Source organism: Rathayibacter sp. AY1B7 (assembly GCF_002932735.1).
Taxonomy (GTDB): Bacteria; Actinomycetota; Actinomycetes; order Actinomycetales; family Microbacteriaceae; genus Rathayibacter.
Genome location: NZ_PSWK01000004.1, coordinates 150,131 through 162,938, shown reverse-complemented (window position 1 = coordinate 162,938; position 12,808 = coordinate 150,131). Strand labels below are relative to the sequence as shown.

Genomic DNA, 12,808 nt, shown 5'->3' with positions numbered 1-12,808 from the left:
ACGAGGGCGAAACACGAGGCGCCTTGACTGGGGGGTGAGACGACCGCACCGACATCCCGGCCGCCGCTGTGCGCGGCCCGTCCGGCCCGCTCCGCGGTGCCACGAAGGAGTCCTCGTGACCGATCTCCGCAGTCCCTCCCCCGCGTCCTCGCCGCCGGCAACCGGTGCGGCGCACCCGGCCGCCGGCCCGCACCCGGTCGGCGGGGCGCACTCCCCGGGCGGGGCGCACTCGACCGGGATCCGCCGCACCGGCCCCTCCGCCCTCCGCACTCGCGTCGACATCGCCCTGCAGGGCATCCGCGTCGAGGCACCGGTGCACCGCGAGGCCGGCGCCGGCCCGAGCGACGACGGGCACGTGATGCTCGGCGGCCTGGGCGCCGCGATCCCGGTGAACCCCGACAGCCCCTACGTGGTGAGCGGGAACCGCCTCCTGCTCGAGGGCGCCGACATCGGCCTGGACGTGACTGCCGTCCGCCGCCCGCGCTTCTACGATCTCGACACCGCCGACGGCGTCTCCTACGAGAAGATCGCCCGGCTGCACGGCCGTGACATCCTCGCGACCACCGTCGTCCAGACCTGCATGCGCTATGACGAGGCGGAGCGCTGCCGCTTCTGCGCGATCGAGGCCTCGCTCGAAGCCGGTGCGACCATCGCGGTCAAGACCCCGGCCCAGCTCGCCGAGGTCGCGGAGGCGGCGGTCCGCCTCGACGGCGTGCGCCAGATGGTGATGACCACCGGCACCTCCAAGGGCCGCGACCGCGGAGCGGCCCACCTCGCGCGCTGCGTCCGCGCGGTGCTCGCGGCGGTCCCCGGGCTGCCGATCCAGGTGCAGTGCGAGCCGCCCTCCGACGTCTCGGCGCTGCAGGCGCTGAAGGACGCGGGCGCCGTCTCGATCGGCATCCACGTGGAGTCGATGGACGACGCGGTGCGGCAGCGCTGGACCCCGGGCAAGGCGCGGGTCAGCCTGGACGAATACCGCTGGGCGTGGCGCGAGGCAGTGCGGATCTTCGGCCGCAACCAGGTCTCGACCTACCTCCTGGTGGGCCTCGGCGAGGACCCGGACGAGCTGGTCACGAGCGCCCGCGAGCTGATCGGGATGGGGGTCTACCCCTTCGTGGTGCCCTTCCGTCCGCTGCGCGGGACCCTGGCGACCGAGGTCGACCACGTGCTCCCGCCGGCCGGGTCACTGCTGGAGCGGGTCAGCGCCGAGGTCGCCGCGCTCCTGATCGAGGCCGGGATGCTGAGCAGCGGGCAGAGTGCGGGCTGCGCGGCGTGCGGGGCCTGCGGCGTCCTGAAGACGGCCGGCGCCTGATGGTGGAGCTCTCGATCCTCGAGGGTGTTCGGGTCGCGCCTGCGTTCACGGTGGTGCGGGCGGAGGAGCGCGAGCTCGCCGCGCACCGGGCCCTGCGGCGCGAGGTCTTCGTCGCCGAGCAGGGGCTGTTCGCGGGCGACGACCACGACGACGCCGACGACGATCCGCGCTCGGTGGTGCTCGTCGCGGTGGCTCCGGACGGCGCGGTGCTCGGCGGGGTCCGGATCGCGCCTGTCGGCGGCGGACGCGATCTGGGCTGGTGGACCGGCAGCCGCCTGGTGGTGGCGCGCGAGGCGCGGGGCGGCTCCGGGATCGGTGCCGCCCTCGTGCGCGCGGCCTGCGCGGAGGCGGAGGCGCGCGGGGTGCTCCGCTTCGAGGCCTCGGTGCAGCTGCGCAACGAGGTGCTGTTCCGGCGGCTCGGCTGGCGGAGGATCGGCACGAGCACCGTCGCCCGAGTCGAGCACGCCCGGATGCGCTGGCCGGTCGACCGGCTCGACCGGGCGGCCACCGCGGCCAAGGCGGCCCTCGGCGCCCTTCTGGCTCCGCTGGCGGCCGAGGGGGGCCTCGGTGGGGCCGGCTTCGTCGGCGACGACGGAGCACCGGTCCCGGGCAGCGACCTGATCGCCGTCTGCGACGCGATCGTCCCGTCCATGGTGGAGCGCCACCCGGAGTGGGCGGGGTGGTGCTCGGTGCTGGTCAACGTCAACGACCTCACCGCGATGGGCGCGACCGGCATCGGGCTGATGGACGCGATCGGCGCTCGCGACGCGGCCGCCGCCGCGCGCATCGTGAGCGGTCTGCGGGCCGCCTCCGCCGCCTGGGGCGTCCCCGTGCTCGGCGGGCACACCCAGCTCGGAGTGCCGGCGGCCCTGAGCGTCACCGGTCTCGGCCGTACCGCGGCGCCGGTGCCGGGCGCGGCCGCTCCGGGCGACGAGCTCTCGCTGACGGCCGACCTCGGCGGCGGCTGGCGGCCCGGCTTCGCGGGCGCCCAGTGGGACTCGACGTCGTCCCGGCGCGCGGAGGAGCTCCGGGCGATGGCCGCCTCCGTCGGACTCGCGCGGCCGAGGGCGGCGAAGGACGTGAGCATGGCCGGGCTGGTGGGGACGGTCGGCATGCTCGCCGAGGCCAGCGGAGGAGGAGCGGTGATCGACCTCGCGGCGGTCCCCGTCCCCGAGGCGGCCGGCACCGCCGACTGGCTCGGCTGCTTCCCCGGCTTCGCGATGATCACCGCCGACCGGCGGGGGGAGTCGAGGATGGGCACACCCTGGACCGCGACGGCCGCGGTGGGGAGCGTCGTCACGGAGCCGGGCGTGCGGCTGCGCTGGCCGGACGGCGAGGAGACGACGGCGATCGCCGGTGCGGTGACGGGGCTCGGCGCAGCGGGCTGACGGGCCGGGCCGGAGGCGCATCGTCCTCGGCGCGGCCGTGAGACGCAACCCCGCGCAGATCCTCGCCGAGCGGCGGAGACTGGCGGCGGCCCGTTGCTCGACGGGCGCTCATCGACGGAAGGAACGACCCCATGGTGGATCTCGGAGGACTCGCGGACAAGGCGAAGAACGCCGTGAACAGCGACAAGGGCGAGGAGCTGACCGACAAGGGACTCGACAAGGCGGGCGACGCCGCCGACTCCGCGACCGGCGGGAAGTTCGCCGGCCAGGTCGACAAGGCCCAGGAGGCCGGCGACCAGCACGTCGGCAACGACTGACCGCCGGGCGGCCCTTCCGCGCTGTCGCGGAGGGCCGCCCGTCCATCAGTCCCGGTCGCCGAGCCCGCGCAGCAGCGCCCGCACCACGGCGACGGAGCGATCGGCCGCGTCGTCGACGTGCGCCTCGAACTCGCCGGGGGCGCAGAGGTCCGAGATCCCGCGGACCGAGACGAACGGCAGCCCGTGCACGTGCGCCGTCTGCGCGAGGGCGACGGATTCCATGTCGGTGGCGAGCGCGCCGGGGAAGTCGTTCCGCACGCGGTCCACGTGGGCGCTCGAGACGAAGACGTCGCTCGAGACGATCAGGCCGCGGCGCACCGGCGGCCCCTCCAGCAGCTCGAGCTCCGCGGCGAGCGCCGCGTCGTCCCCGGAGTAGCGGGCGGGCATCCCCGGGACCTGCCCGAGCGCATAGCCGAACGCCCGCGCATCGGCGTCGGTCTGCACGTACTCGGCGCCGATCACGACCTCGCCCACGCGGACGTCGGCGCCCAGGCCGCCGGCGGTCCCCGCGCTCACCACGAGCGGCCGCTCGCCGGCCTCCCGAAGGATCGCTGCGGTGAGACCGCCGGCCGCGTTGACGAGGCCGATGCCGGTGCGGACGAGCAGCACCGCGCGGGAGTCGAGCTCGAGCTCCCACTGCAGCGCGTTGCCGACGGCGCGCGGCTCGGAGGCGCTGGTCGCGGCGGCGAGGAACGGGGCGGCCTCCTCGTCCATCGCGACCAGGACGATCGCCGTGCTCACGCGGTGACCGTCTCCCACTCCGAGCGGTGCGCGAGGAACGTGCGCGCCGCCTCCTGCGCCCCCTCGAGGGAGTGGTTGGCGCCCCAGCCGCACTGGGTCTCGTTGGCGGCCGGGACCTCGTCGGCCTCGGTGATGTCCTGGAGCGTCGCCTCGACCAGGCCGAGCACCTCGGAGAGCTCGGGCTCGCCCGAGAGGAGCAGGTAGAAGCCGGTCTGGCAGCCCATCGGCGAGAAGTCGATCACGCGGTCGGAGTGGTTGCGGGACTTCTCGGCGAACAGGTGCTCGAGCGAGTGCACGGTGGGCATCTCGAGGTGCCCGCGGTTGGGCTGGGTGAAGCGCACGTCGTACTTGACGAGGTGGTCGCCTCCGGGCAGCGTCTTCGCGTCGGCGAGGCGCACGTACGGCGCTGCGACGGTGCGGTGGTCGAGGTTGAACGACTCGACGTTCATGCGCGGCTGATCCACGGTGGTCTCCTTCGCTGGGGGTCCCTCCATTGTCCTCCGCTCCGCGGAGCGGAGGCGGACCCCGGCGGATCCGGCTGCTTCTTCTCCGGGGCTGCGCCCGGATGCGAAGAGCTCCTCGCCGGCCACGACGAGGTACGCCGTGTCGAGCGCGATGATCACCAGGACCGCCCTGAACAGGCGCGCGGAGACCGTGCGGTCGTCCAGCGGGACCCCGCCGCCCAGACCCGCACGGAGGCGTGGAGCACCCCGGACAGCACCAGCGCGACGAGCGCCGTCACGCCGAGCACACTGTCCGGAACGACCACCGCCACCACCTCCTCCGTCGACGGGTCGAGCATGCCGTCGCGCCCGACGCGGCGGGGACCCGGGCCCCTGAGCGGTGGAGAACGGGCCGCTCCGATCCCTGGGGAGGAGCCTCGGCCGCTCCTCAGAACAGGTCCGAGAAGCCCATCGCGACGAGGTTCGCGTGCGAGGTCCGCAGGCAGTCGAGCGCGCTCCGCCCGTAGCGCTCGTCCTGCTCGACGAGGAGGTGGTCGACGCCGAGCGCGAGGCTCGTCCCGATGATCCCCGGGAAGTCGAGGTTTCCCTCCCCCACCTCGGCGAACTGCACGTTCGAGGTGAAGGCGTGCACGGACCACCCGCCGGACATGTCGGCGGGCGGCCCGACCCGGTAGTCCTTCAGGTGCACCAGGGCGACGCGCTCCCCGTACCGGCGCAGCGTCGTCACGGGATCGAGCCCGCCCCGCTGCACCCAGTGCACGTCGAGCTCGAGCCCCAGCAGCGGAGCCCGGTCGGCGACGACGTCGAGCAGGAGGCGGCCGCCGTGCCGCGCGAACTCGTGGTGGTGGTTGTGGAGCAGCAGCCGCAGCCCGTCGTCGCGGAGCCTCGCCGCGGCGGCCTGGCAGCGGTCGGCGAAGTCGAGCAGAGCGGCCGGCGAGACCGCCGCGGAGGCGGGCAGCATGCCGATCCGGACCGTGCGCGTGCCGAGCGCGCGGGCGTCGGAGACGATCCCGGCGAGCCCGCCCTCGAGCGCGGCGCCCGGGGAGTCCCCCGGTGCCAGGCCCGCCGAGATCGCCGCGATCTCGACGCCGAGCTCGTCCCGCGCCCGCTGCAGCTCGGCCACGGTGGCCGCCGTCAGCGGGATCTGCGAGATCTCCACCGACCGGTAGCCGATCGCTCGGACCTCCCGGAGCGTCGCGAAGGCGCCCGCCGAGGCGAACGCGTCCTTCAGCATCATCGCCTGCACGCCGATCCTGGTCACGGCAGTCCTCCCGGTCGCGGTGGGGGCCGGCGTCTCCGCGGCCCGGAACGCCCCCGACGGTAGAGGCGCGCCTCCGATCTTGTCAATCGGTTGCCAATACGCGTATGGTCGTGGCACGGCGGCGCTCCTGCCCGCCGGTTCCCGACGACGAGAACGAGGCACGCACCGTGACCACCGCACCCGCGACCCCCGCACCCGCGAACCCCGCACCCTGGACCCTCTCCGGCTTCGGCGACGAGATCGACCCCGACCCGGTCGTCCAGGTCGCCGTCCTCCGAGCGCTCGGCGCGCACAGCATCGAGGTGCGAAGCGCCTGGGGCCGGAACGTCGTCGACCTCGACGACGAGCGCCTCGCCCGCCTCGCCGCCGTGCTCGAGCGCGGCGGCCAGTCCGTCTCGGCCGTCGCCTCGCCCATCGGCAAGGTCGACGTCGCCCTCGATCCCGAGCTCGAGGTCGCGCGCCTCGACCGCGTCATCCGCGCCGCGCACGCCCTCGGCACGCCGAGCATCCGCGTCTTCTCGTTCTACCGGGGCGAGGGAGTGCCGGTCGAGAGCATCCGCGACGACGTCCTGCTGCGCATGCGCATGCTCGCCGACCGCGCCGAGCGCGAGGGCGTGGTGCTGCTGCACGAGAACGAGAAGGACATCTACGGCGACGTCCCCGAGCGGATCCTCGACCTGGTCGAGTCCGTCGGCTCGCCCGCCCTGCGCCTCGCCTGGGACAACGCGAACTTCGTGCAGTGCGGGGTGCGGCCCTTCGACGACGGCTGGACGGCGCTGCGGCCCTACGTCGACTACCTGCAGGTGAAGGACGCGGTGGCCGCGACCGGCACCGTGGTGCCCGCCGGCGAGGGCGACGGCCAGCTGCGCGAGACGCTCACCGCCCTGCGCGACGACGGCTGGACGGGCGTCGCCTCGCTGGAGCCGCACCTCGCGATCACGGACGCCCTCGGCGGATTCTCCGGCCCCGAGTCGTTCGGAGTGGCCGCTCGGGCCTTCCGGGGGCTCGCCTCCTCGCTCGGGATCGACCTGCGATGACCGTCCGCGCGGCGGTGATCGGCTGCGGCGACATCTCCTCCGTCCACCTCGCGGCGATCGGCACCGCACCCGGCGCGGAGCTGGTGGCGGTCTGCGACACCGACCCGGGCCGGCTCGCCGCGGCCGCCGAGAGGCACGCGGTGCCGGGCTTCCCCGAGGCGGTCCGGATGCTCGACTCCGTCCGCCCCGACGTCGTGCACGTCTGCACTCCGCACAGCACGCACGCCGCGCTGGCGGTCGCGGCCCTGGACCGCGGCGTCGCGGTGCTCCTCGAGAAGCCGCTCGCCTCCTCCGTCGCCGAGGGCGAGCAGGTGATCGCCGCGGCCGAGCGGGGCGGGGCGCGCATCGGCGTCTGCTTCCAGAACCGCTACAACCCGCCCGTGCAGCGCCTCCGCGAGCTGCTGGCGTCCGGCTCCCTGGGTGCCGTGACAGGTGCGGCCGCGACCGTGCTCTGGCACCGCGCTCCCGGCTACTACCTCGACCGCCCCTGGCGCGGGATGCGGGCCGAGGGCGGCGGCGGGATGCTGATGAACCAGGCGATCCACACCGTCGACCTCCTGCAGTGGCTCCTCGGCGAGGTGGTCGCGGTGAGCGGCTCCGCCTCCACGCGCCTGCTTCCGATCGAGGTCGAGGACACCGCCGACCTGGTGCTCACCCACGCCTCCGGCGCGCGCAGCGTCCTCTACGCGACCGTGGCGAACGCGTGGGACGAGCCGGTCGAGCTCCGCCTGCGCACCGAGCGCGCCACCGTCTCGTTGCGCGGTGCCCTCACCGTGCGGCGCGACGACGGATCCGTCGAGGTCGTCCCGGACACGGAGCGCCGATCCGGCGGGCGCTCGTACTGGGGCGCCTCGCACGAGCTGCTCGTGCACGACTTCTACGCCCGCCTCGGCGAGGACGAGCCCTTCTGGATCTCGCCCCGCGAGGCGGCGAGGTCGCTCGCGATCGTCCAGGCCGCCTACGCCCCGAGCGCGCCCGCGCGGATCCCCCACTCCACCCCGAACGAAGGACTCCTCCCATGACCACCGTCCGCCTCGGCATCATCGGATTCGGCGCCCAGGGCTCCTCCTACGCCCGCTTCCTCGCCGACGGCAGAGTGCGCGACCTCGTCGTCACCGCCGTCGCCGACGTCGACCCCGCCCGGGAGGCGGCGGCCGCCGCGCTCGCACCCGGAGCGTCCTTCCACGCCGACCACCGCTCCCTCCTCGCGAGCGGGGAGGTCGACGCCGTCGTCGTCTGCACTCCGCACTACCTCCACCCCGGGATCGGCATCGACGCTCTCGAGCACGGGCTGCACGTGCTGGTCGACAAGCCGGCGGGCGTCTACGCCGCGCAGGTCGCGGAGCTGAACGAGGCCGCCGCCGCCCGTCCCGGTCAGCGCTTCGCGATCATGTTCAACCAGCGGGCGAACCCGCTCTACCGCCGGCTCAAGGAGGTCGTCGACGAGGGCGGGATCGGCCGGATCCTGCGCTCGAACTGGATCATCACGACCTGGTGGCGGCCGCAGGCCTACTTCGACCAGAGCGCGTGGCGCGCGACCTGGGGAGGCGAGGGCGGAGGCGTCCTGGTCAACCAGGCGCCCCACCAGCTCGACCTGTGGCAGTGGCTGTGCGGAGTGCCGGAGTCGGTGGTCGCCAAGGCCGGCTACGGGCGGTGCCGCGACATCGCGGTGGAGGACGAGGTGACGGTGCTCGCCGACTTCGGCGGGGGCACGACCGGCGTGCTGGTCACCACGACGCACGACCCGATCGGCACCGACCGCCTCGAGATCATCGGCGACCGCGGCCGGATCGTCGTCGACGACTCCCGGGTCGCGACGATCACCCGGCTGAACGCCCCCGAGCGCGAGGTCAGCGCCGCCCTCAGCGCCGAGGACGTGGGCCTCCTGCTCAGCGGTCGCTACGACACCGCGGGCCTCTCCACGACGGAGCGGATCGAGTCGGCGTCGGTCTGGGGCGAGCAGCACACGGCCGTCCTGCAGGACTTCGCGGACAGCATCCTGCACGGCACGCCGCTGCTCGCACCCGGGGCGGAAGGGATCCTCGGGGTCCGGCTCGCCAACGCCATCCACTACTCGAGCTGGACGGGACGCGAGGTACCGCTCGACCTCGACGAGGGCGTGTTCCTGGCGGCGCTCAACGAGCGGATCCGCGAGGAGGGGGCGTTCCCGGAGCGGAGCTGACGGGGCGGAGCCGCGCGGACCCGCGCTGGAGGGGCCGGAGCGGTGGGCGGCCGACCGGCGACGGCGGCCTCCCGGAGCGCGGGCTCCCCGATCCGGCCCGACCCGGACGCGAGCGACGGGCCGGGCGGGCTTCTCGGCCCTGTGGCAGCATGGGCGGCGGACGGCGCCCCGTCCGCCGCCGTGCCCCTCGAGAGAAGACCGCGATCGTGCCCAGCGAAGACGCGCCCACCGGCCCCTCCGCCGCGAGACGCCGCGGCCGCTCCGCGACGACGATCTACGACGTCGCCCGACTCGCCGGCGTCGCCCCCTCCACCGTCTCCCGCGGGCTGAGCACGCCCGGACGGCTGAACGCCGCGACCGAGCAGCGGATCCGCGCCGCCGCGAAGGAGCTGGGCTACCGGCTCAACCCGATGGCGCGCGCGCTGCCGACGGGCCGCACCTCGACCCTCGGGCTGCTGGTGGCCGACATCACCAACCCGGCCTTCTTCCCCGCCGTGCGCGGAGCGGAGCGGGCGGCGTCGCTCCGCGGCTTCACGATGATCCTCGCCGAGTCGCAGGAGTCCGGGGAGCGCGAGGCCGAGGCGGCCGACCGCATCGCCGCCTCCACCGACGGGCTCGTCCTCGTCAGCACCCGCCTCAGCGACGAGGAGATCATTGCGCTGGCCGGGCGCATCCCGGTCGTCGTCCTCAACCGCGTGGTCCCCGGCGTCGCGGGGATCGTGCCCGATCTCGCCCCCGGGATCGACGCCGCGCTCGACCACCTCGCGGCCCTCGGCCACCGCTCCCTCGCCTTCATCGCCGGTCCGCCCGACTCGTGGATGAGCGCCGCGCGATGGGAGCTCCTCCTCGACCGCGCTCCGCAGCGGGGCATGACGGTCGTCGAGATCGGGCCGGGCGTCTCGACCCTCGAGGGCGGGAGGAGCGCGCTCGCGAGGGTGACCGCCTCCGGCGTCGGCGCGGTGATCGCCTACAACGACCTGGTCGCCATCGGACTGATGCGCGCGGCTCAGGAGTCGGGCGTCGCGATCCCGGAGCAGCTCAGCATCATCGGCTTCGACGACATCTTCGGCAGCGACTTCACCTCGCCGCCGCTGTCGACCATCAGCGCACCGCTGGGCCGGATGGGCGAGCGGGCGGTCCGCCGGGTGCTCGGCGACGAGGAGGCTCCGGAGCGGGCCGACGACCTGCCGACGGAGTTCGTCCCGCGCGCCTCGACGGGACCCCGCCGCGACTCCTGACCCCGGTCCGCGCCCCGGCGCGCCAACCGGTGCGACAGTCTTGGCAATCGGTTGACACTCCCCGGCACCCATACTTGGATGGCCCCGTGCCGACGAAGCTGCTGAACGATCCCGACCGACTCCTGCCGATCGACCCGACGACCCGGGCGATCGCCCGCGACCTCCACTCGAGCGTCGCCGACCTGCCGATCCTCTCCCCGCACGGGCACGTGGATCCGCGCCTCCTGCTCGAGGACCGCCCGTTCGCCGACGCGGCCGAGCTCTTCCTCCGGCACGACCACTACGTCACCCGTCTGCTCCACTCCGCCGGGATCGACCTCGGCGATCTCGGCATCCCGGGAGGCGAGCGCCTCGCCGGCCCGGAGGAGGTGTGGCGCACGTTCTGCGCGCACTGGCGGATCTTCGCGGGAACCGCCTCGGGCTACTGGCTCCAGTCGATCCTCGCTGAGCAGTTCGGCATCACCGAGCAGCCCGACGCCTCCACCGCCGACGCCCTCTTCGCGGCGATCGGGGCCCGGCTGGCGTCCGACGCCTTCCGCCCGCGGGCGCTCTTCGAGCGGTTCGGGATCGAGGTGCTGGCGACGACCGACGATCCGCTGGACGACCTGGCCGTCCATCGGGCTCTGGCGGAGGATCCGGCGTTCCCGGGCCGCGTGCTGCCGACCTTCCGCCCCGACGCCTACCTCGATCCCTCCACCCCCGGCTGGCCCGAGCGCGTCGCCGCCCTGGCCGCCGCCACCGGAACGAAGGAGTCCAGCTTCCCCGGATTCCTCGAGGCCCTCCGCGCCCGGCGCCGGCACTTCCTCGACCACGGCGCCGTCTCCGCCGACCACGGAGTGCTGGAGCCGCTGACCGTCGACCTCGACCCCGCCGAGGCGCAGTCCCTCTTCGCCCGCGCCCGCGCCGGCACGATCGACGCCGAGGGCAGCCGCGTCCTCGCCGGCCACCTGCTGCTGCAGTCCGCCCGCATGAGCGTCGACGACGGCCTGGTGATGACCGTCCACGCCGGCGTGCTGCGCAACCACGATCGGCCGACCTTCGAGCGCTTCGGCCCCGACACCGGCCACGACATCCCCGTCGCGACCCGGTTCGCCGAGCCCCTCCGCCCGCTGCTGCAGGAGCTCGGCAACGCGCCGGGCTTCCACCTCGTCCTCTTCGGGATCGACGAGAGCACCCACTCGCGCGAGCTCGCTCCCCTCGCCGGCTACTACCCGTCGGTGTTCCTCGGAGCGCCGTGGTGGTTCCTCGACGCGCCCGACGCGGTGCTGCGCTTCCGCGCCGCCGTGACGGAGACCGCCGGCTTCTCGCGGAGCTCCGGCTTCATCGACGACACCCGCGCGTTCCTCTCCATCCCGGCCCGTCACGACATGGCGCGGAGGCTGGACGCCGCGTTCCTCGCGCGCCTGGTCGCCGAGGGGCGCATCGACTCCGAGACGGCGAGCGCCGTCATCCTGGACCTCGTCGACGCCCAGCCGCGGAAGGTCTTCAAGCTGTGAGCGGGCACGGCGGAGGAGGCGGTTTCGATCGCGCGTCCGCGGGCCTGCCGGCGGCTCCCGTCCGCATCGTCCACCTCGGCCTCGGCGCCTTCCACCGAGCGCATCAGGCCTGGTACACGCACGCCGTCGACGACGACCACGAGTGGGGCATCGCCGCATTCACCGGCCGGAGCCCCCGCGCGGCCGAGGAGCTCGCCGCGCAGGACGGCCTGTTCACGCTGATCGAGCGCGGACCGGAGGGCGACTCGGCGACGGTCGTGGGCAGCATCGTCGAGGCGGTCGACGGCGCGGACGTCGCGCGTCTCGTCGAGCTCGTCGCGGCTCCAGGGACGGCGATCGTCACGCTGACGATCACGGAGGCCGGGTACCGTCTCGCCGCGGACGGCGGCCCCGACCTGGACGACCCCGCCGTCCGGAGCGACCTCGCCGCCCTCCGATCGGGAGGAGCGCCGACGACCGCGCTCGGCCGCCTCCTCCTCGGCCTCACCGCCCGGCGCGACGCCGACTCCGGCCCGCTCGCCGTCGTCCCCTGCGACAACCTCTCCGGCAACGGCCCTCTCGTGCGCCGTGGACTGCTCCTGCTCGCCGAGCGGCTCGACCCGTCGCTCGCCGACTGGATCGACCGCACCGTCTCGTTCGTGTCGACCTCCGTCGACCGGATCACCCCGGCCACCACGGCGGCGGACCGGGAGGCGGCGGCCGAGCTCACCGGCATCAGCGACGCCGCGTCCGTCGTGACCGAGCCGTTCCGCGACTGGGTCCTCTGCGGCGGGTTCCCCGCCGGCCGACCCGCCTGGGAGCGCGCCGGAGCCCGCTTCGTGGACGACATCGAGCCCTTCGAGCGGCGCAAGCTGCGACTCCTCAACGGCGCGCACACGCTCCTCGCCGCCACCGGCCGCCGGCGGGGCCTCGCCACCGTCGCGGAGGCGATCGCCGACCCCGCCTGCCGGAGCGCCGTCGAGGCGTTCTGGGCGGAGGCGGCGGCCGGCCTCCCCGCCGGTCTCGACGCGGACGCCTACTGCGCCGCCCTCCTCGAGCGCTTCGGCAACCCCCGGATCGAGCACCGGCTCGAGCAGATCGGCGCCGACGCGACCGCCAAGCTCCGCATCCGGATCGCGCCCGTGCTCCTCGCCGAGCGCGCGGGCGGACACGGCGGAGCCGCCTCCCTCCGTGCCGTCGCCGACTGGATCGCACTGCTGCTCCAGGGCGACCGCCTGCCCGACGCGCAGCGCCCCGCCCTCGACCGCGCCCTCGGCTCCGCCCGGCCCCTCGAGGCGCTGCTGCGGCTCGTCGACCCGCGCCTCGTCGACGACCCGGCCCTCGTCGCCGCGGTCGCCGCTCAGGCGGCCTAGACCTCCACCCCGCCTCTCCG

The 12,808-nt window shown here is 74.8% G+C and carries 12 protein-coding genes; 9 read left to right on the top strand and 3 right to left on the bottom strand.

Annotated features, from left to right (window positions below; all coding sequences use genetic code 11):
• Positions 1-115 precede the first annotated feature (115 nt).
• From C5C95_RS04045 to C5C95_RS04035, 3 genes are all read left to right on the top strand, one after another.
• Positions 116-1,312 (top strand): MSMEG_0568 family radical SAM protein, encoded by a 1,197-nt coding sequence (locus C5C95_RS04045; protein ID WP_258063581.1) that lies wholly within the window; start codon positions 116-118, stop codon positions 1,310-1,312.
• Positions 1,312-2,700 (top strand): MSMEG_0567/sll0787 family protein, encoded by a 1,389-nt coding sequence (locus tag C5C95_RS04040; protein ID WP_104250269.1) that lies wholly within the window; start codon positions 1,312-1,314, stop codon positions 2,698-2,700. Before C5C95_RS04045 ends, C5C95_RS04040 begins: the two co-directional genes overlap by 1 nt.
• Before the next feature lie 131 nt (positions 2,701-2,831).
• Entirely contained in the window at positions 2,832-3,017 is a 186-nt protein-coding gene (locus tag C5C95_RS04035; protein ID WP_104222638.1) for an antitoxin, read from the top strand.
• Positions 3,018-3,062: 45 nt separating this feature from the next.
• Here C5C95_RS04035 and mtnN read toward each other — a convergent pair whose 3' ends face one another.
• From mtnN to C5C95_RS04015, 3 genes are all read right to left on the bottom strand, one after another.
• On the bottom strand, positions 3,063-3,758 hold the full coding sequence (gene mtnN / locus C5C95_RS04030) for a 5'-methylthioadenosine/S-adenosylhomocysteine nucleosidase (protein ID WP_258072617.1): 696 nt from the start codon (positions 3,756-3,758) through the stop codon (positions 3,063-3,065).
• Entirely contained in the window at positions 3,755-4,252 is a 498-nt protein-coding gene (locus tag C5C95_RS04025) for an S-ribosylhomocysteine lyase (RefSeq protein WP_308470742.1), read from the bottom strand. The genes mtnN and C5C95_RS04025 overlap by 4 nt, the downstream gene beginning before the upstream one ends.
• 397 nt (positions 4,253-4,649) lie before the next feature.
• Positions 4,650-5,483 carry a sugar phosphate isomerase/epimerase gene (locus C5C95_RS04015; RefSeq protein ID WP_258063580.1) on the bottom strand — a complete coding sequence of 278 codons (834 nt, stop codon included), beginning with the start codon at positions 5,481-5,483 and terminating at the stop codon, positions 4,650-4,652.
• A 167-nt stretch (positions 5,484-5,650) separates the two neighbouring features.
• Between C5C95_RS04015 and C5C95_RS04010 the strand changes: the two genes are divergently transcribed.
• The 6 genes from C5C95_RS04010 to C5C95_RS03985 all read left to right on the top strand — a co-directional run bounded on the left by C5C95_RS04010 (position 5,651) and on the right by C5C95_RS03985 (position 12,788).
• Positions 5,651-6,520: a sugar phosphate isomerase/epimerase gene (locus C5C95_RS04010; protein WP_258063579.1), complete on the top strand. Its 870-nt coding sequence runs from the start codon at positions 5,651-5,653 to the stop codon at positions 6,518-6,520.
• Positions 6,517-7,542, top strand: a complete 1,026-nt coding sequence (locus tag C5C95_RS04005) for a Gfo/Idh/MocA family protein (protein WP_104247552.1) — start codon at positions 6,517-6,519, stop codon at positions 7,540-7,542. The genes C5C95_RS04010 and C5C95_RS04005 overlap by 4 nt, the downstream gene beginning before the upstream one ends.
• On the top strand, positions 7,539-8,702 hold the full coding sequence (locus C5C95_RS04000; RefSeq protein WP_104261422.1) for a Gfo/Idh/MocA family protein: 1,164 nt from the start codon (positions 7,539-7,541) through the stop codon (positions 8,700-8,702). Before C5C95_RS04005 ends, C5C95_RS04000 begins: the two co-directional genes overlap by 4 nt.
• 206 nt (positions 8,703-8,908) lie before the next feature.
• Entirely contained in the window at positions 8,909-9,940 is a 1,032-nt protein-coding gene (locus tag C5C95_RS03995; protein ID WP_181027190.1) for a LacI family DNA-binding transcriptional regulator, read from the top strand.
• Positions 9,941-10,026: 86 nt separating this feature from the next.
• Positions 10,027-11,436 (top strand): glucuronate isomerase, encoded by a 1,410-nt coding sequence (gene uxaC, locus C5C95_RS03990; protein ID WP_104323856.1) that lies wholly within the window; start codon positions 10,027-10,029, stop codon positions 11,434-11,436.
• On the top strand, positions 11,433-12,788 hold the full coding sequence (locus C5C95_RS03985; RefSeq protein ID WP_258072616.1) for a mannitol dehydrogenase family protein: 1,356 nt from the start codon (positions 11,433-11,435) through the stop codon (positions 12,786-12,788). The genes uxaC and C5C95_RS03985 overlap by 4 nt, the downstream gene beginning before the upstream one ends.
• Positions 12,789-12,808: the final 20 nt, after the last annotated feature.

Bases quoted from the DNA above. Each gene is read 5' to 3' on its own strand.
- C5C95_RS04025 (WP_308470742.1), bottom strand. From the start codon at position 4,252: ATGGAGGGACCCCCAGCGAAGGAGACCACCGTGGATCAGCCGCGCATG.
- C5C95_RS04035 (WP_104222638.1), top strand. From the start codon at position 2,832: ATGGTGGATCTCGGAGGACTCGCGGACAAGGCGAAGAACGCCGTGAAC.
- C5C95_RS04040 (WP_104250269.1), top strand. From the start codon at position 1,312: ATGGTGGAGCTCTCGATCCTCGAGGGTGTTCGGGTCGCGCCTGCGTTC.
- C5C95_RS04000 (WP_104261422.1), top strand. From the start codon at position 7,539: ATGACCACCGTCCGCCTCGGCATCATCGGATTCGGCGCCCAGGGCTCC.
- C5C95_RS04005 (WP_104247552.1), top strand. From the start codon at position 6,517: ATGACCGTCCGCGCGGCGGTGATCGGCTGCGGCGACATCTCCTCCGTC.